Below are 18,264 nucleotides of genomic sequence, written 5' to 3' on the forward strand. Positions count from 1 at the left end.
GGTAGGTCGAAAAGTACGCGCGCCATCGCTAAGATCATAGCCGCCTGTAAATAAGGTAGTAAAACGCGATAAAATGACGCTTTAAAAGACAAGCGTAATGCCACTCGTGAAGGCGAGCGAGCGCGATAAATCCGCATCCTAGCGAAATAAACGCGCAAATTTCCTCACTAGCGCCGAAGCTCGCGGCTGCGGCGAATATCAAAAGCGCCGTTACGGCTAAATTTTTATAAACGAAATTCGGCGCAAAAACGGCTTGCGACATATCTTCGGCGGTAAAATTTCCACTTAAATTTTCGCCCCGCGCCGCTTCTAGCTTAAACGCCTCCTTCGCCGTTACTATGCTTACGCGAAAGCTAACCACCGCGACGGCTGCGGCGTTTACGTGAATTTGCGCGCGCAAAAATCGCTCGTCGCCGCTTAAAGCGTATGCGAAGCTCAACGCGCAAAACGCCGCAAGTACGCAAAGTACGCTAAAATTATCCGTATTTTTATCAAGCGCTAGCAGCACGGCGCAAAATATCAAAAGATACGCCCAGAAAATTCCTATTAAAAAATAGCTAAGATTTAGCCAAAAAGGCGATGCGGCGAGCGCAAGCGCGAAAATAGCAAACATCGTTACGCTGTGAGGTTTTAGCCTACCGCTAAAATTCGCCCAATCGGGCACTGCGGTAAATAAAAACCCCGCGTACGCCGCGGGACAGGCGAGCGCTAAAAAGGCGAATTTATGAAAGCTAACGAAATCAAACGGCGTAAAAAATGAAACGCAGCCCAGCGCTACGCAAACGCACGCGGTTAGGAAAAATATCCGCATCGGATGAGCAAAAAAATCGTTAATCAAAATATATCCTTGAACCGAAATTTTCGTTAATCGCGCGACTAATGAAGTCAAAATCGCGCTCCTCTTGCGGCGCGTTTAGGCGCAAGGTCTGCTCCACGCGCATACCTTTGGCGCTTAAAAACAGTATCTCGTCGCTTAATTTAACCGCCTCAAAGCGGTCGTGCGTCACTAAAAGCACACTCATGCCGCCCCTCGCGCGAGATAAAATTTCACCGATTAAAATCGCGCGCATATCACTATCAAGCCCAGAAAAAGGCTCGTCCATCAGCAGTAAATCAGGCTGCGTAACGAGCGCTCTTACGAAACTAACGCGAGCGCGCATGCCGCCGCTTAGCTCGTCGGGGTATTTTAACGCGTCTTTTTTAGCTAGCCCTACCCGCGCGAAAAACACTAAAATTTCGCTCTCGCAGGTATGCGGCGCTACCAATTTAACGTTATCCAGCGCGTTTTTAAATTCTAAAAGCCTATTTTCTTGAAAAAGATATGTCGTCTTTTTAAAATCGTTGCGAATTTTACCGCGCTTAGGATCTACTAGCCCGCTAACGAGGCGTAAAATCGTCGTTTTGCCGCAACCAGAGGGCCCAAAAAGCGTAATGATCTTGCCGCCTTCAAGCGTCAGGCTAAAATCGCCGACGATGCGATCGCGAAGGATTTCGTATTCTAAATTTTCAAGTTTTAGCAAAATTTTCCTTTTCTTTTAGGCTCTCTCGGCTTACGAGCGGGCGGCGCGTCTAGTCTCGCGGCAATTTCGCCGCTTGCGTTTAAAATTTACGGCCCCAAAAAGGGCTGCTAATACGGCGCATAAAAAAGAAGCGTTACCGGGCCCGCAAATTTAACCGACGACGCATGCGACGAAACGGCGCGGCGCAAAAGCTAACGTTTCCACGGCATCAGCAATATCTTCATCGGCTCGACTATCAAATACTCAAACAGCATCACGAGCCCGATAATAAGCACCACGTATCCCATCACCGACGTCGTATCCAGAAGCACGCGTGCGTCGGCGATCTTTGAGCCCACGCCGTCGGTCGCACCCAAAAGCTCCGCCATTACAACGATCTTTACACCCATGCCTACCGCGACGCTAACCGAGCTTATGATATAGCTCGTAAGATGAGGCATATAAAGATGCCTAATCTTCGCCAAAACGCCCAATTTATAAGCGTCGAAAAACTCTTCAAGCCGCCTATCTATGCTCATCATCCCGATCATCGAGCTAGCAAACGTTAGCGGTAGCGTAGTCACGATAACCGTAAAAATCGTACTCGCATCGCCGAAGCTAAACCAAAATAGCGCCAACACGACCCAAATAATAGGCGGCGTGGAGAGTAAAATCGTGACGAAAGGCTTTAAAAACGCGGCAAAGCTGCGGTACGACCCGGCGATAAGCCCTAGCGCGATACCGGCTGCACATGAAACGCCGATACCGATTAGCGCGCGAATAAGCGAAATTACGATGTCGTTTTTTTCATAATTCGCCAAAATTTCCCACGCCCGCGCAAACACCGCCTTAGGAGCGGGCAGCAAAAACTCGCCGAAAACCTGCGAGCCTAACTGCCAAAGCGCGACGGCTAGACATATCACGCCAAGCCCGCAAAACCCGCCTTGCAGATAATCTACTATCCGCCAAAACGCGCTTCTATGAGCTTTGACGCCGTCTACGATTATCATAAAAATAGCTTCCTATCCGGCATAGCGCCGCCTAAGAATTTCGGATTTAGCGCGTAAATCACTTCAAAAAACGCCGACAATTCATCCGCGACGTCGCTTGCTTTAGTAACGACTAAATTCGAGCGCTCAAACGCGTTAGCAAGCGCGGGGACGGGTGCGGGAAGATAGTTCGCTCCGATCTCGGCGGCGCTTTGCTTGTTGTCTAAAATCCATTTTAGCGCGTTTTGCATATCTGTATGCAGGATTTCTAAATTTTGCTTATTTTGTTCGTAAAATTCGCTTTGCACGATCATACCCGCCTGCGGTATAAAAGGCTTCGTCCCGAAGCTTTCGCCCCAAATTACGGGTAACTCAAACGCTCTAAAAACCTCGACGCCCATAGTCTTGCCGCGCAAAATAGACGCCGTACTCATCGGCTCGATGGAAAGCGACGCGTCGAAGTTTTTTTGCAAGAATAATCCGACGGCCTCGGGCGGCGTTTGCACGTAGGTTATGTTTAGTTTCGCGATATCGATGCCGCGCTTTTTGCAAATGGCTTGCATAATAAGATCGGGCATATCGTTTTTAAATGGCATTACGAGCTTTTTGCCGACTAAATCCTCAAACGTCTTTATCTTATCGCTTTTTGCGAGCACGTTTAAAAGCCCGTTGGTCATGATATTTAGCATTTTAAAATCAAGCCCTTGCGCGTTTAGATTCGCGCATACGTTCGAAGGCGCGGCGGTGAGCTTCATCGTGCCGTTTGCTACGCCCGCGCGCATCTGATCGGGAGTGCGCCAAATTTTAAGGCTTACGTCGTAGTTTTTCGCAAGCTCGCCTCGAATAGCCGCCACGGCTAGGATGACGTTCGGGATCGCGGGCATGCCCCACATTTCAAATTTTTCTTTTGCTAAAAGCGAATTCGGAAGAACCGCGCTAGCGCCCAGAGCCGCCGATAAACCTAGAAAATTTCGTCTTTTCATTGCATATCCTTTTTTTGTTGATTTTGCTCGAAATTTGAGCGAATTTTAGCGCAAATTTTACGCAGCCGCTTGATTTGCTTCGGTTTTACGCCGAAATTTTACTAGCTCCGCAAAAAGCGCTCAAAAAGACGACGCATAGCTAGAAACTAGCATGCACGCTTAACCAAAATTCCCTTCCCGGCGCATTTACCAACGTCGGACTTAACGCGCCTACGTGCGCGCCGCTGATAAACTCGGCGTATTTGCGATCAAAAACGTTATTTACGCCCAGCCTCACGCCTACTTTATTTTTAAACTCTACGCCGCCGTAAAGATCCATCGTAGTAAAGCTTTTAGCCCCCTCTTTTAAATCGATACCAAAGCCCCTATTTTTATCCCAATCTCCGCGCGTTTGCTTTGCGACGTATCTAATCGCCGCGCCCGCGTTAAAGCTTCCGAACCCCGCGTAGTCCTTGTAGTCGAAGTTTAAATTCGCCTCGAACGGACGCATTTGATATAACGGTCTGCCGTCGGTGCGGTTTTGTCCGTAACTATAAAATAAATTTAGCTTCGCGCCGAAATTTCGCGCAAAATTCACCTCGCCGCCCAAATTCGCTAAAAATAGCCTAGCGTCTACGTTTCGCGCGATAACGGCGTTTTTATTCATAGGCGCCGGTAAACGCGAATGCCTGCGGTCGTAGATTACGAGATCGTTTGCATGATCGGCGATTAAGTAGCCGTTTAGCGCGAAAGAATTTTCGTCGTACATCGAATTTAGGTAGCTTTTATAAGCTTCAGAGCCGAACTTAAACTCCGCGCGCGCTCTGTCGTGGCGCTCAGGCTCTAAAAACGGATTGCTTATCCAGCCGTTATCCAGTGGCCCGTAAAGCGCGTTAAAGCGCTCCATATTGCTAGGTATGCGGGCAAGGCTTTCCAGCGCCAGCGTATAAGCGTCCTTTTCGTTAGGCGTAAAGTCGTATTTTAGCGCACCGCTTAGCTCTTTTTGCTCTACTTCGCCGCTAAAATCGCGCCCGTAAATCTGCCTCCAAAGCATGCGGTTATTTATCCTGCCTAGCCCCATGGCGAATCTATCTTCAAAGCTTTTTGTTCTACTCTCGTCAAAGACGTAATCAAGCCCGAAGCTTATCTTGTGAATATCGTTAAATTTATAGCTTATCGTATCGTAAATTTGATAGATATTCGCGTCTATTTTCGGGAAGCGATTGCCCGTATGGACGAAATTTGCGCCTTGTAAAGTATATCGCTTGCCGTCGTGCCTGTCGCGGGTAAATTTTACCCCGAGTACGTTATGCAAAGCGCCCGCATCGTAGTCGTAGCTAGCGCCTAAGTCTAAAATTTTACGTTCTAGTTTGACGTAGGCTTTTTGCGCGGAATTTCGTAGCGAGAAGTTATTGGCCTCGCGCTTTACATCGCGGTAGGCGGCTTCTAAATTTAGTGTATTTCCAAGCGCGGCGTCGCCGATTCGCGCGTTAAATTTCGTAACGTATCTATCCGTCTTTACCGCGTCCATTAGGTGTTGGGGCTGCTTGTCGTCGTCGATCCTGTCGTGAATAAAGGTCGCGCGAAGCTCGCTAATATCGTTAGGCAAGTAGCCTACGACGAAATTTTGCCCGTAGCGCTTATAGCCGAAACCCTCCTTGCTGTTTACGCCTTTTATCTTATCGCCACCACCGTCCTCGTAGTTATTAGCCTTCGTGTAATGCGCGTTTAAAATCGTATAAAAATTCGCGCCTCTATACTTGTAAAGCGCGCTGGAATAAAAGCTGCGGCCGTAAAAACCCGCGCTTAAATGAAACGGGTCGGTCGAGTTATCGAGCTTATTCGTAACAAAGTAGTATTTGCTGCGATCCGCATGGTCAAACTGATTTTCCGGCATCGCGCTAAGCGCGATATTAGGCGTTATCGGCGGAGGCGGAGCGAAATCCTTAACCGGCTTAATCGCTGCGCCAGAAGCGATATTCTCAGCCGAAAATAAACAAATCGCAGAGACTGCGGAGAGTAAAACCTTTCTCATTTTGAGCCTTTCGGTATTAGATTGAATATGAGAAATTATATCAGCTTTAAACTAAAAACGGATTGATAACGCTCAATTAACTAAAAATTTTAGAGATAAAATTTCAGAGCGTAACAGAAGGAAAATTTTACGCAAATTCGGCGATTTATCGATGCGGCGAATTTGCGCCGTTTGCGTAATTTAACGATTATCGGCATTTCGCAGACAAAATATTATCGTGCGGTCTTTGCGTAATTTTAATTGCGCAAGGGAATTAGTTTTGCGATTTTTAGCTTCTCTCGCCGCTTTTTCATTCGCTCTTGTTCGGCTGGCCGCTCGGTGTCAAAATTTCCCTACTCGTTTAAAAGAATGCGGTCGCGCTTACGCAAAATTTTAACCCGCTCGGCGTCGCCAGAAATTTTTAACGCTCAAACTTTGTTATAAACGTAAAATTTCGCCCGAAACGAAATTCGCACTCAAAATTTTTCCGCTTCGCGAGAAATTTCGACGGATCGTAAATTTAAGCGTAAAAAAACGCAAGCGCGATTAGTCGGCTCGGGGATTTGCTTTACAGACAGGCTCCCTATCGACTCGCCGCGGTAAAAATAAAGCAAAGCCTGCGACGCGGGGCTGCGTCAAGCGGAAATATAGCGAAACGGCGGCGTAGCAAAACCTACAAATCGGCCGAGGGACCGCGTCATTGCAGATAGAAGAAATTCGCAATCTGCTTTGCTAGCCTCTGCACGAAATACGGCCACATATAATCTTTTGAATAATTACTTCTGGTGTGCGTTAGCGTAATTACCGTATTTTGGGGCTCTTTACCCTTTTGCCTGACCGAGACGCTGGCGCTCATCGCATAAGAGTAGCTATTGGTATAATAATCGTCTTCGTCGTCGAAGTAATACGCCGCGCCTAGCCCCCAAAACGGACGTCTACCGTAACCGAAACTGCCGAAAAAGCGCGGGTTATAATCGCGTTTAATCGCGCGCTCGAAATTTTGTACCTCGCCTAGCACGACGTAATCGGCGCTTGCGGCGTCGGGGGCGGAGGTAAAGCCCATTTTACCGAGCTCCCGCGCAATCGCGGCGCTTACGCTTTCGTCGCCGTTTACGCTGTTTTTAAATTTAACGAACACGCTAGCGTTCGCATCGGCGGCCTCTATAAAAACGGGCTCGCTTACGTGCGAAGAAACGCTAGGCGCGCTCGCCGCGCAGCCTGCGAGTAAAAATGCAAAAACGACCGCAAATAACGTTCTCATCGTTATTCCTTATAAAACGGATTTTATCGCTCCTTCTAGCACTCCGCGCGGCGTAAGGCCTATGAATTTGCCCGCGATCTTACCGTCCTTGTCGAATACGTAAGTTACCGGCACGCCCATCACGCCGCCCACGGCCTTGCTAAAATAATCGACCGAAATTTTATCACTCGTAGTCTTAAATTCGATTGAATGCTCTTTAAGCAGCGCCATATCGACGTCAAATCCTTTGCTAGGCCCCAGGACGCCGATAAATTCCACGCGGTCGCCGTAAATTTTACGAAGTTCGTTAAGGTCTGGTATCTGCGTCTTGCACACGCCGCAATCGGTACCGAAAAAGAAGAGCAAATACGGCTTATCGCCGATTTTTAAGCGCTGATCGCTCGGAAAAAAGGTCGTATCGATGCCTTTTGGATCGTTTAGCGTAATGTGGTGCTTTTCGTACTCTTTAACGCAGCCCGCCAGCGCTAGCAAAGCCGCTAGCGTTAAAAATATCTTTTTCATTTATTTCCTTCTACTTTGTCTACCGGGCTTTTCCGTAAAATTTTAATACGCCGCGCTAAAAACGAGACGGAGACTAAGCCTGGTTTATCAGCCGAATATTATCTAGCTTTCCGTGTCTTAAATACACTATCTTATCGCCGTATTCCCCTAAATCAGGATTATGCGTAACGAGCAAGATCGTCTTACCTTGCGATTTTAGCTTACAAAAAAGATCTAACACGACCTTTTCATTGGCTTCGTCTAGGTTGCCCGTAGGCTCGTCGGCGATTAAAATTTCAGGGTCGTTGATGAGCGAGCGCGCGATGCATAGACGTTGCTGCTCGCCGCCGCTTAGCTGGCTAGGGCGATGCGTGATGCGGTGAGAAAGTCCCACGGCTTCAAGGGCGGCTTTGGCGTCGGCTTCGTCCACGCTGCTGTGATAATACTGCGCTATCATCACGTTTTCAAGCGCGCTAAGATAAGGGATCAGGTGAAACTGCTGAAATATGAGCCCTATCTTCTCACGGCGAAATTTTAGCGTATTTTCGGGCGTTAAATGGCTAGCGTCGTCCCCGCCTAAGATGTATTCGCCGCTGCTTGGCGTATCCATTAGCGATAAGATATTTACCAGCGTACTTTTGCCGCTACCGCTAGGCCCCATTACGCTGACCCACTCGCCCTTTTTAACGTCGAAATTTATATTATCCAGCGCGCTAACGTCGCCGAATTTCTTACAAATATTTTTTAACTCTAACGCCTTCATCTATTCTCCTCGTAAAATATCCGCCATTTTATTATTTAGCGCGCGTTTTATCGGATAAAACGCCGCAACCGCCGCAAACGCGAGCGATATAAATACCGCTAGCGGCACGCTTAAAATTCTAAAATCGATACTTGAACTAAATATCGCGTATCCCAGCGCTTGGGCTAGTAAAAAGCCCAAGAGAGAGCCCGCAAGCGCAGAAATAAAAGCCGCGATAAAGGTCTCTGCGCCGAACAGTTTTAGCACGTTTTTCTTACTCGCTCCAAGCGCTCTAATTAGCGCGATCTCTTTCGCGCGCGACAGCAAAATCGCGCTTAAAGTCGTATTTACGCACATCGAAGTAATCAGTAAAATAACCAAAGAAACAAGCGCCATTAAAAGCTTGATTTTTTCAAGTATAAAGCCCTCGGATTTTGAAACCTTCGCTACCGGTTTGGCGGAAATTTCGGGCGAGCTTATATCTCTCGAAATTTTCGTAATCTCGTCGAAATTTCCAAGCACAACGGCTTCGGCATAGTTTATCAGGCCCTCTTTTTTAGCGATTTTTTGCGCTAGCGGAAGGGAGACTATTAACAACGCATCCTCTTTATCGCCGCTTGCTACGACACCTTTAATCTTGACCTTTTGCGCTTCGTTTTCGCCGATCGCTCTAATCTCGATCTCTTCGCCTACTTTAAAGCCCGCTTGTTTAGCCAAATCTACGCCGATTAGCGCGCTTTTATCGTCGAAGTCTAGCTTTACCGCGCTTCCTTCTTTAACCTCTAAAAACGGCTTCACTTTATCTAGCTCGCTAAATTTCGCTCCCATCAAAACGGCGTTCGTAGGCCCGATATTAGCCTGCGTAAAGAGATATCCGCTGCTTCCTAATAAATTTTGAGACGGAATTTTACCTATCGCCTCGCCGAATTTCGCCTCGCTCATATCGTCGTTATCTAAATTCGCGGGAGCGAAAATCATATTGGCGCCGTAGGTTTTTAACTCGCGCGATACCTTACTGTCTATATCTAAATAAACGTTAATAAACGCCGCGCATACGCAAGCGCCCAGCATTATCGAGACGGCTACGACCGCCGTTCTAGCCGAGCCGTTTTTTAGGCTTTTATAGATTAGGTTTAAAAAGAATTTTTTATTTGCGGTCATAAAGCACCTCGGCAGGAAGTAAATTTATCACGTTTCTCATCGGGATTAACGAACCTATGACGCTAATAGCGAGCGCAAACGCCGTGCAAAGCGGCAGCGCGATCCACGCTACGCCGATACCGTGCCCGAATATCGCGTAAGCCATGACGTAGCTTAGCGCGTATCCGGCTACCGCTCCCGCGAGCCCGGCGAAAAACGCTACCACTAAGCTTTCGCTGGCAAATAGCGCGTAAATTTCAAAGTTGCTAGCACCCAGCGCTTTAAGCAGGCCGATCTCCTTTTTTCGGCGGTAAATTTCGCTCGTCATTAAGGATGTAATGCCGATAGCCGCCACGCCCAGCGCGATGATAGATACGATACCCATTAGGCTTTGGATCTTTTTTACGATATTGCTCTCCGCGTCGCTTACTTGAAGGTTCGCCTTCGCGCTAATACCGGCGATCTCCTCTTCGATTTGATATGCGATCGAGCCCGCGTAAGCCGAGCAGTACCAAAGGTCGTATTCGGCGCTGTCTAGGTTATCTAAATTCCTGCGCGCTTTTAAGGATAGGTCGTTTTCTGGGATCGTCATCGCAGAAACCTCCGCTCGCGTAAATTTACCCTCGTGCCCGCTTAGAATTTGCGCTAGTTTTAGCGAGCCTACGAGCTTTCTGCTCTGCTCGCCGGCGCCTTTTAAAATTCCTACTACCCTAACCTCGTAACCGCCTAAATTTAGCTTATCGCCGACTTTTAAATTTTCGCGCCCAGCCAGCTCGTCGCCGACTAAAATTTCATCGATGCTATCGTCTTTTACCCAAGCGCCCTGCACGCCCCAAAACCCGAACAAACTCTTTACGCCGCTGCTAAACTCGGGCTCGTCCTTAACGCCTATATTTTTATCGAAATAGGTACCTTGAAGCGAAAATTCCCGTCCTTTTTCGTCCTTTACCTTAACGTCCAAAAACGGAGCTAGCGCTACGATATTATTTCGCCAGAAAATCTCTTTAACCTTATGCAGCTTGTCTTCGTCTATAAAATTCTGCGATTTTAACGGAGTAAAATTTCGCCCCTCTATCTCGATGCTAAGGCTCTCGCCGCGCGGCAAGATCACGATATTAGAGCCGTAGCTGCGAAGCTCGCTCGCGACCTCGTCGCCGATTTTTAAAGTAATATTTAACATGCAAGCTAGCAAAATAGTAGCTAGAAATATCGTAACAAACGCCATCGTCTTTTGTACTCGACTACCCGTGATCGAGCTTTTGATCATTATTAATTGCATATTTCTCATTTTAGCGTCCCGTTAATGTCTACGTATTTTTCCGGATGCGCTTCAAATTCCGCCTGAGTTTGGTTATTTTCGAAAAAATACGTCCTGTTGTAATATAAATACGACCTTGAATTTTGGTTGCTGACCTTCTTACGGCTAACGGGGTCGATTACCTCTTTTTCCACGACCTTGCTAAACATCCTAGCGCCCTCTACGATAGTATCGTAAGTTACGCTAATATACTTTCCGTCGAATTCAAAAGGCATAGGGATCGGATTGCAACCGCCATCTTTGCCTACACTAGGTAGGAAAATTCGCACGTTGCACGAGATGCAGATTAGGTCGTTGCCGCGCTTTACGTAGCCCATATCGCCGCATATCGCGCATGCGTCAAAGACTATAATAGGCGACGGGCGATCGGGAAAGCGGTTAAGCAAGAAAAATCGCACCTCTTTGCCTTCGTCGGTGATATAAGCGTATCTGTGGAGATCGTTATCTTTTAAAATTTCTACGTCAAAGACGAATTTGCCGTCTACGGGCTCGATTAAAATCGGATCGGAAATTTTAGGCGGGCGAGAGGCGTAAAGATCGTAATAAAGCAAAAACGATACACTAACGACCGCGACGCAAACGGCTGATTTTACGTTTGCGGCGATACTTTGCCTAACCGCGTTTACTAGACGAAATTTAATAGAACCTACCGCGTCTTTGCTAACCGCCGCGGGCCTTGCGCAGTAATTAATAGCGGCTAAAACTAAAACGACTAGCGCATAAAAATAAGCGATAAACGTAGCTACGTAAATCCCCTTAGCTACGAGCGATAGCACGGCGGGATACGTAGGGATATTCCCCGCTCGCATAAGCTCTAACGTAGCGTTTGACAGCTTTTCTAAGATTAGGCAAAGCAGAACCAAAACGCTAGTTAGTTTTAAAATTTTGGGCGAAAGATAATTTTTAATATTTGAAATAAAGAAAAATAAAGCGATTAAAAGCGTCATCGCCAAAAGCATTAAAAAGAAGCTAATTATGCTTTGCGTATCGAGTAATTCGCCCGCAAATAGCGGGAAAAGAAGGCTAATCGCGCTATAATTTACGCCAAAACCCAGCCCTAGCGCGAAAAACGTCAAAATTTTTGCTAGTTTAAACTCAAAGAATATCCACACCGCGCTAACGATTAAAACCGCAAACGTGATGCAGTCAAACAGCATCTTAGCGTTAGCGTCAAGCAGCGCGCTTTTGGCGGATTTTAGTATCAAAATGCCGATACCGACGCCTATTAGCGAGGGTAAAAATATAGTTTTTAAACTTTTATCCTTATTGCTTAAAGCGGCAAAAAGAGTAAATCCAAGCAAAGCCGAAATAACTTGAACGAAGTAAATAGACATAAAAAACCTTGAAAATTTTAAAATTTTAGGTGAAATTTAGGGCGAAAATTCGCCCTAAAATTATTTAACCGGGCCGCCGGTCCATTGGAATTTGTAAGTCGTAGTGAAAGGCTCGAACCATTTACCTACGCCCGTTTCTTTGTCGGCGTGGCGACCGAAGCCGTTAGCCTCAGGGCTTTGGATGTTAAATTTCACTTCATAGTTGCCTACGCCGGTATCCATTTTAACGTTTGCGCCGTAGTGAGGACCGTCGCTTGCTACCATCGGCATGAAAGTTCCTTTTTTAACTTTACCGTTGTCTAGGTTTTTTAGCTCGTAGTTGATTTTTAGATAAGGAACCCACTCGCCCTCGCCGAAGCCGTTTTTATTGCCCGCGATAGCGTGAATGTCGGCTTCTAGGTGGATGTCTGCTTGACTAGGAGCTAAATCGATACCTTTTGGCTCCATATCGATCGGTTGTAGATAAACGGCTGCTATTTCCATTCCGTTAGCTTCTACCGGCTCGCCGATAGGATGTTCGCCCGCAAGCGCGATACTAGCGGCTAAACTAAAAGCCGCGACTGATGCAAGAATCTTTTTCATACTTTCTCCTTTTATTAAGATTGACTTTTCTGTTTTGATTTCATAATAATTATGCCGACGATAAGCGCTAGCACCATTAAGATTTGCGGTACCAAGCTCTCGTAATAAGGCTTTAATCCAAGCCAGTTACCCGCCCATTCAGGAAAATCTAGTCCGTTAATGATAGTCGGGATAAAAATTTTACCCTCTACTAGCTCCATTACACCCTTGCCGACGAATACGACAGACATATAAAAAATGATCGCCGAGGTAAATATAAAAAACGGCTTAATCGGAATTTTTAGCGCGAAAATTTTAAAGATAAAATAAACAACTAACAAAACGACTACGCCCGTAATGAATCCGCCCGTAATCATCGAATAATCGCCTGCGCCCTTTGCGCCGAAAATAATAGCCTGATAAAACAGTACAGTCTCCGCGCCCTCTCTAAATACGGCCAAAAATACCGTCCACCAAAGCGCAGCCACGGAGTTAGTAGAAAGCGCTTCGTTTACGTGTCCTTGGATGTAGCTGTTCCATTTTTTCGCACCCGCGTTTGAAAGCAGCCAAAATCCGACGTAAAAGAGTAGACCAACGGCTACTAGCATCGTGATGCCTTCCATTAATTCGCGCTTTTGGCCTGCCGCAGCGCCGAATATTAGATTCATCACCCAAGCCATAACAAAGCTTAAAACGATCGCCACGCCGACCGAGCTATATACGACTTTGCCCATTTTCGCGGCGTTGCCGGTTTTTACCAGATAAGCTACGACCGCAGCTACGATGATGAGCGCCTCAAATCCCTCGCGTAAGATAATAGTAAGCGCCGAAAGAAACAAAAACCAAGGCGATTGTTTTCCGCCCGTAAGCTCCAAGGCGCTTGCTAGCTGCGCGGCTAGCTTATCCGTAGCATCTTTAACGCGCGCTTCGTCGGCGCCGGATTTCATAAGAGCTACGATAGAGCTAAAACTACTTTCGATATTGGTCTTTAAGTTTACGTCGATCGCGCCGACCGTATTTTCCATGCCGCTAGCTTCGAATTCGTCGAAATATATATCTTGCACGTCGCCCATAGCCTTTTTAGCGTCTCCGCTTTTATACATGGCTAACGCAGCTACGACTTTTTGATTTATGTTATCGACCACAGGCGCGTAATCCGTCTGAGTTTCATCGTCCTGCGCCGCGTCCGCTACGGCGCTCATATCCACGACCGCGATCTTAGCGGCGTCGGCGGGAAGTTTACCGATAGCTTCGTAGATTAGTTTATTGATTTCGGCCGTTTTTGCTTTAAAATCCTCTTTGGTTATCGCGTTTGTCGTGCCGCTAATAGCCTCTCCCATTTTGCGCTGGATGTCCGCGTCTAGGCTTTTGCCGTTTTCTATATGCTGGCGAACGGCGATTTCAAGCTTAGTATTTCGGTAATTTTCGAATTTCGCCGTATTTAGCGCCTTCTTGGCGTCCTCATTTTTATCTGCGTCGTAACTAGCCGCGGCGTCTTTTAAATTTTGCGAAATTTTTTCGAATACCGCTTTCCACTCGGGCGCAAATTTAGAAACGTCGAAATTTTGTTCTGCGAAGGCCGCACTCGGATCGGTAGAATACTCGCCCACTAGCCTATGGCCGCTTGAAATTTTAGGTAAAATTTCGTCGATTTCTTTATTTAGATTGTCTATTCTTTCTTGAACCTTCTCGGGTGCTTCGCCGGCTTTTATCGCTTTGCGAATTTCGCCGAACTGTTTTTCCATCGCGTAGGCTTTTTTCTGACTAAAATTTATACGAATACCCGCTTCTATATCCTCGAAATAGCCGAAATACGCGTTTTGAACGGTAGCTACGGCCTGTTCGACGTTGCCGGCTTTATACTCGTCTATTACTTTAACGAACTCACTTTTAATAGTGGCGACGACTTGATCGTAATCATCATTTTTGGCAAAAACCAAAATAGGCAGTAACGCCAAAACAAAAATTTTAAAAATTTTACTCATTTAAGCTCTTTCGGTCTAAATTTTTGCCGAAGTCTAGCAAAAAAAGGCTTTAAGTAAAATAAAAACTATTATCAGGAAAAAGTATTTTTGAGAGTAAAAATAATAAAAAGGGAGCATGCACTCCCTTTTTCTGCTATAACCTAGTAGTCGCGTTTCTAATCATTACGCGCTTGCGGTATACGTTTGATACCTCCGACGCGTCGCCGACTAGTAGGGCGTTCGTAGAACAAATAGCCGCGCACATCGGCACTTTACCTTCAGCCATTCTATTTTGTCCGTATAGCTCGAATTCCTCGTGAGAATTCGTAGGCTCAGGACCGCCGGCACACATAGTACACTTATCCATCTCGCCCTTAACGCCGAATGCCCCGTCGCGCGGGAACTGCGGCGCGCCGAACGGACACGCGTATAGGCAGTATCCACAGCCTATGCATTTGTTTTTATCGTGAAGCACGATACCATCAGCTCTAATGTAAAAGCAATTTACCGGACATACCTGCTCGCAAGGCGCATCGGTGCAGTGCTGACAAGCAAGAGTAGTCGAAATTTCCTTACCTTCTATACCGTCGTTTAGCGTGATTACCTTTCGGCGGTAAATACCTACGGGTAGTTCGTGAGCCGATTGACACGCTACCTGACAACCAAAGCAACTAATGCATCTATCGTTATCGACGTAAAATTTCATACGCGCCATTATGCAAGCTCCTTATCGGTTAAAATTTCATCGAAGAACGACGTTTTGAAGTCGAATTCCTCAGCCTTTTCTATACGACACAAGCCCGCATTAAACTCTGAAATTTGAGTAACCGGATCAAAGCCGTAGTTAGTTACGGTATTAAAGCTCTCGCCGATAGTATAAGGCTTAGTGCCCTCAGGGTAGCGGTCTTCTAAACTCACGCCCTGCATTATGCCCGCAAAGTTATACGGCATGCAGATTCTATCCGGAGTTACCATGTAGCTGTGGTAACAGCGGACTTTAATCTTAGTGCCTTGCGGAGAGTGTATCCACATCATATCGCGGTCTTTAATGCCGTATTTTAGAGCAAGCTCGGGATGAACGTTGGCAAACATCTCAGGCGTAATAGACGCTAGATACTTGCTCGTTCGCTCTATCATTCCCGCGCCGCTTAAATTTACTAAGCGCTGCGTACTAAATACGATAGGGAATTCTTTGCTCCAATCTTTTGCTTGCTGTTCGGACTTAAATTTAGTCTCGACGCGGAAATTTCTAGCCTGATCGTCAAAGGTCGGGTATTTTTGCACCAAATCCCAACGCGGAGAGTGGATAGGCTCGCGGTGTTTAGGAATCGGATCTAGGAATTCCCAAACGATCATTCTAGCTCTTGCGTTACCGTAAGGCACTACGCCTTTTTCACGGCATTTTTCTAGTATAAGTCCGCTATAGTCCATACTCCAGCTAGCGCCCATTTTTGCTTTTTCTTCTTCGCTTAGCGTGATGCCTAGTACTTTTTCGATATTTTCTTTGGTTATTTGCGGATAGCCGCCTTTTACCTGCGAGCCGACTAAGGTTGCATCCTCGCTAGCTAGTTGGCTAACGCCGTTATGCTCTAAACCGAAGCGATTTCTAAATCCGCTGCCGCCTTCGGTATAAGGCTTACTCATATCGTAAAGTATCGGCGTACCAGGGTGCTTTTCGTCCCATGCAGGCCAAGGTTTACCGTAGTACTCGCCTTTTACTTCTCCGCCGATACCCATTAACGTATCGGGATCGAAATTTTCCCAGTTAGCCTGATGTCTTCTAAACATCTCGGCCGTTCTACCGCCGTATCCGATCGAATTTCCTATGCGAGCGATTTCGTTAGTCGCGTCGTCAGGCCATACGAAGTCGTCTTTTACCTGCTTTATCTCGCGATCCACGATACCCATCTTCATGCCGCGGACGTATTCGTCGTAAAAGCCGAATTTTTTAGCGAATGCAAACATAACCTCTTGATCGGGCTTACTTTCATAAAGCGGATCCACTACCTTAGTTCGCCACTGGCCGGAGCGATTCGTAGCGCTAAGGTGTCCCTCGTTTTCAAACGCCGTAGCCACCGGTAAGATGTAAACGCCGTCTTTGCGGTCGCTTAAAACGGAAATCTCGTTTACGAACGGCTCTGCCACGACTAAGAGATCTAGCTTATTTACGGCCTCTTGAATTTTAGCTAAGTGAGCCATCGAGGTAATACCAGTTCCTTGCACCCAAAGCACTCGAAGTCTACCGCTGGTATACGTTTTTTCTTCTTTTAAGACGCCTTGCCACCATTTAGATAACGACCAGCCTTTTTCGTTTCTCCAGTTTCTATCCTCAGGATTTTGCGGATCGTGATAAAAATACTCTTCAAATACGGTATTTTTTACCGGAGCGCCGCCTTGTTTAGGCTCTTTCGTAGATACCGCGAAGCGTTTAATAAATTCGTCGTAATCAACGCCCCAGCCCTTACAGTAATATTTCCATGCAGCATCGGCTAGCCCGTAATACATCGGCAAGCTATCTGAAAGATTACACATATCGGTAGAGCCTTGAACGTTATCGTGACCGCGAATAATATTACAGCCGCCGCCCGGTTTACCCATGTTGCCTAAAATTAGCTGCATGATAGGTAAAATTCTCGTATTTGAGGTGCCTACGGAGTGCTGAGTGATACCTAGCGCCCAGATAACCGTTCCCGGTTTATTGTGAGCCATTATGCGCGCGGCTTGCATTAGCTTATCTACCGGTACTCCGGTAACGTCCGAAGTTACCTCAGGCGTCCAGTGCTCCGCCTCTTTTCTAATTTCTTCGATACCGTAAGTTCTATTTTCTAAAAATTCCTTATCTTCCCAGCCGTTTTTAAGGATTATGTGGATTAATCCGTAAATCAACGCTACGTCCGTTCCAGAGCGCTGTCTTAGATAAAGGTCCGCTTTTGCCGCAGATTTCGTAAAATTCGGATCGGCTACGATAAGTATCGCGTTGTTTCTGTCTTTAGCCTGCAAACTGTGCTTCATACCGCCGACGGGATTTGCCACGGCAGAATTTGCGCCTATCATAAAAATAGCTTTTGAATTTTTAGCCATATCTCCGAAGTGATTCGTCATAGCGCCGTAACCCCAAGTATTCGCCACACCGGCGACTGTTGCGCTATGTCAAATGCGTGCTACGTGATCGTTGCTGTTTGTGCCCCAAAATGCCGCAAATTTACGGAAATAATAGCTCTGCTCGTTATTAAATTTGGCTGAACCCAGGAAAACTACGCTATCAGGACCGTCTTCTTTACGAATTTGCAGCATTTTGTCGCCGATTTCGTTAACCGCGGTCTCCCAGCTAATTCTTTCCCATTTACCGTTTACTTTTTTCATCGGATATTTGATGCGTTGTTTGCTCTTTGTAAGGTCGATTTGATCGATGCCTTTCGAGCAGTGGCTTCCTTGCGAAATCGGATGATCTACCGCCATATCCTGACGCATCCAAACGCCGTTTTTAACCTCGGCTATAATACCGCAACCCGCGGAACAGATCGAACAGATGGTTTTTACTCTTTTAGTGTCCGCAAAGGGATTATTTACTTCCTCGCTCGTGGCTTTTCTTACGGTGTCGTTCGAGCCGAACGCCGCGATGCTACCCGCCCCCGCGGCTCCGATAGCGGCGAGCTTTAAGAACGAACGCCTTCCTATTTTCGTATCACTCATAGTTTTTCTCCCGATAAGTAATAATATTAGGGCTTAAATTTAAGCCGACCTTGCTATAAATTTCGGCGCAAATGCCAGAAATTTAGTAAGCTACCTTATAAAATTTCTCCCACGCCGCGGTCTTATGATAAAGCACCTCTTTTTTATTAGAATGCCCGACTACCACGCCGTTATCGTCCGGCGGTAGATCGTCGCTCGTGATCTTAGCCGCCGCGGACGTAGCCGCGATGCTAGCTACCGCGCCCGCTTGTAGCGTCTTTTTGAGAAATTCTCGTCTGTTTTCTTTCATAAAGACAACCTCTAAAAC

16 protein-coding genes are annotated in these 18,264 nt (G+C 46.7%); all 16 read right to left on the bottom strand.

All coding sequences use genetic code 11. From position 1 onward, the window contains the following. Positions 1 to 34 precede the first annotated feature (34 nt). Complete coding sequence (locus QZ147_RS04110; protein WP_295147304.1) at positions 35 to 838, bottom strand: NnrS family protein; 804 nt, start codon at positions 836 to 838, stop codon at positions 35 to 37. Next, the gene (locus QZ147_RS04115) at positions 831 to 1,520 is read right to left on the bottom strand and encodes an ATP-binding cassette domain-containing protein (protein ID WP_295147306.1); all 690 of its coding nucleotides are present in this window, start codon (positions 1,518 to 1,520) and stop codon (positions 831 to 833) included. Before QZ147_RS04115 ends, QZ147_RS04110 begins: the two co-directional genes overlap by 8 nt. Before the next feature lie 191 nt (positions 1,521 to 1,711). Beyond that, the gene (locus tag QZ147_RS04120; RefSeq protein WP_295147308.1) at positions 1,712 to 2,509 is read right to left on the bottom strand and encodes an ABC transporter permease subunit; all 798 of its coding nucleotides are present in this window, start codon (positions 2,507 to 2,509) and stop codon (positions 1,712 to 1,714) included. Continuing rightward, positions 2,506 to 3,471, bottom strand: a complete 966-nt coding sequence (locus tag QZ147_RS04125; RefSeq protein ID WP_295147311.1) for an ABC transporter substrate-binding protein — start codon at positions 3,469 to 3,471, stop codon at positions 2,506 to 2,508. Before QZ147_RS04125 ends, QZ147_RS04120 begins: the two co-directional genes overlap by 4 nt. A 139-nt stretch (positions 3,472 to 3,610) precedes the next feature. Continuing rightward, complete coding sequence (locus tag QZ147_RS04130; RefSeq protein ID WP_295147315.1) at positions 3,611 to 5,485, bottom strand: TonB-dependent receptor; 1,875 nt, start codon at positions 5,483 to 5,485, stop codon at positions 3,611 to 3,613. 676 nt (positions 5,486 to 6,161) lie between these two features. Beyond that, positions 6,162 to 6,725 (bottom strand): hypothetical protein, encoded by a 564-nt coding sequence (locus QZ147_RS04135; protein ID WP_295147319.1) that lies wholly within the window; start codon positions 6,723 to 6,725, stop codon positions 6,162 to 6,164. 9 nt (positions 6,726 to 6,734) lie between these two features. Continuing rightward, positions 6,735 to 7,226: a TlpA disulfide reductase family protein gene (locus tag QZ147_RS04140; protein WP_295147322.1), complete on the bottom strand. Its 492-nt coding sequence runs from the start codon at positions 7,224 to 7,226 to the stop codon at positions 6,735 to 6,737. Between the two features lie 73 nt (positions 7,227 to 7,299). After that, on the bottom strand, positions 7,300 to 7,968 hold the full coding sequence (locus QZ147_RS04145; RefSeq protein WP_295147325.1) for an ABC transporter ATP-binding protein: 669 nt from the start codon (positions 7,966 to 7,968) through the stop codon (positions 7,300 to 7,302). Beyond that, complete coding sequence (locus QZ147_RS04150; protein WP_295147327.1) at positions 7,969 to 9,108, bottom strand: FtsX-like permease family protein; 1,140 nt, start codon at positions 9,106 to 9,108, stop codon at positions 7,969 to 7,971. Further along, positions 9,095 to 10,375, bottom strand: coding sequence for an ABC transporter permease (locus tag QZ147_RS04155; protein WP_295147329.1), 1,281 nt, complete (start codon positions 10,373 to 10,375; stop codon positions 9,095 to 9,097). Before QZ147_RS04155 ends, QZ147_RS04150 begins: the two co-directional genes overlap by 14 nt. After that, positions 10,372 to 11,739 carry a Fe-S-containing protein gene (locus QZ147_RS04160; RefSeq protein ID WP_295147330.1) on the bottom strand — a complete coding sequence of 456 codons (1,368 nt, stop codon included), beginning with the start codon at positions 11,737 to 11,739 and terminating at the stop codon, positions 10,372 to 10,374. Before QZ147_RS04160 ends, QZ147_RS04155 begins: the two co-directional genes overlap by 4 nt. 60 nt (positions 11,740 to 11,799) lie before the next feature. Next, a complete protein-coding gene (locus QZ147_RS04165) occupies positions 11,800 to 12,321 on the bottom strand; it encodes an iron transporter (protein WP_295147332.1) in 522 nt (173 codons plus the stop codon). A gap of 14 nt (positions 12,322 to 12,335) precedes the next feature. After that, a complete protein-coding gene (locus QZ147_RS04170) occupies positions 12,336 to 14,285 on the bottom strand; it encodes an FTR1 family protein (RefSeq protein ID WP_295147335.1) in 1,950 nt (649 codons plus the stop codon). Between the two features lie 133 nt (positions 14,286 to 14,418). Then, a complete protein-coding gene (gene fdh3B, locus QZ147_RS04175) occupies positions 14,419 to 14,979 on the bottom strand; it encodes a formate dehydrogenase FDH3 subunit beta (RefSeq protein WP_295147337.1) in 561 nt (186 codons plus the stop codon). Further along, entirely contained in the window at positions 14,979 to 17,957 is a 2,979-nt protein-coding gene (locus QZ147_RS04180) for a formate dehydrogenase subunit alpha (RefSeq protein WP_295147339.1), read from the bottom strand. Before QZ147_RS04180 ends, fdh3B begins: the two co-directional genes overlap by 1 nt. A gap of 82 nt (positions 17,958 to 18,039) precedes the next feature. Continuing rightward, positions 18,040 to 18,246: a Tat pathway signal protein gene (locus QZ147_RS04185; RefSeq protein WP_295147341.1), complete on the bottom strand. Its 207-nt coding sequence runs from the start codon at positions 18,244 to 18,246 to the stop codon at positions 18,040 to 18,042. Positions 18,247 to 18,264 lie beyond the last annotated feature (18 nt).

The sequence above is a fragment of the uncultured Campylobacter sp. genome (genome assembly GCF_905371695.1).
Taxonomy (GTDB): Bacteria; Campylobacterota; Campylobacteria; order Campylobacterales; family Campylobacteraceae; genus Campylobacter_A.

Bases quoted from the DNA above. Each gene is read 5' to 3' on its own strand.
- QZ147_RS04155 (WP_295147329.1), bottom strand. From the start codon at position 10,375: ATGAGAAATATGCAATTAATAATGATCAAAAGCTCGATCACGGGTAGT.
- QZ147_RS04145 (WP_295147325.1), bottom strand. From the start codon at position 7,968: ATGAAGGCGTTAGAGTTAAAAAATATTTGTAAGAAATTCGGCGACGTT.
- QZ147_RS04160 (WP_295147330.1), bottom strand. From the start codon at position 11,739: ATGTCTATTTACTTCGTTCAAGTTATTTCGGCTTTGCTTGGATTTACT.
- QZ147_RS04165 (WP_295147332.1), bottom strand. From the start codon at position 12,321: ATGAAAAAGATTCTTGCATCAGTCGCGGCTTTTAGTTTAGCCGCTAGT.
- fdh3B (WP_295147337.1), bottom strand. From the start codon at position 14,979: ATGGCGCGTATGAAATTTTACGTCGATAACGATAGATGCATTAGTTGC.
- QZ147_RS04170 (WP_295147335.1), bottom strand. From the start codon at position 14,285: ATGAGTAAAATTTTTAAAATTTTTGTTTTGGCGTTACTGCCTATTTTG.
- QZ147_RS04130 (WP_295147315.1), bottom strand. From the start codon at position 5,485: ATGAGAAAGGTTTTACTCTCCGCAGTCTCTGCGATTTGTTTATTTTCG.
- QZ147_RS04120 (WP_295147308.1), bottom strand. From the start codon at position 2,509: ATGATAATCGTAGACGGCGTCAAAGCTCATAGAAGCGCGTTTTGGCGG.
- QZ147_RS04125 (WP_295147311.1), bottom strand. From the start codon at position 3,471: ATGAAAAGACGAAATTTTCTAGGTTTATCGGCGGCTCTGGGCGCTAGC.
- QZ147_RS04150 (WP_295147327.1), bottom strand. From the start codon at position 9,108: ATGACCGCAAATAAAAAATTCTTTTTAAACCTAATCTATAAAAGCCTA.
- QZ147_RS04185 (WP_295147341.1), bottom strand. From the start codon at position 18,246: ATGAAAGAAAACAGACGAGAATTTCTCAAAAAGACGCTACAAGCGGGC.
- QZ147_RS04135 (WP_295147319.1), bottom strand. From the start codon at position 6,725: ATGAGAACGTTATTTGCGGTCGTTTTTGCATTTTTACTCGCAGGCTGC.
- QZ147_RS04140 (WP_295147322.1), bottom strand. From the start codon at position 7,226: ATGAAAAAGATATTTTTAACGCTAGCGGCTTTGCTAGCGCTGGCGGGC.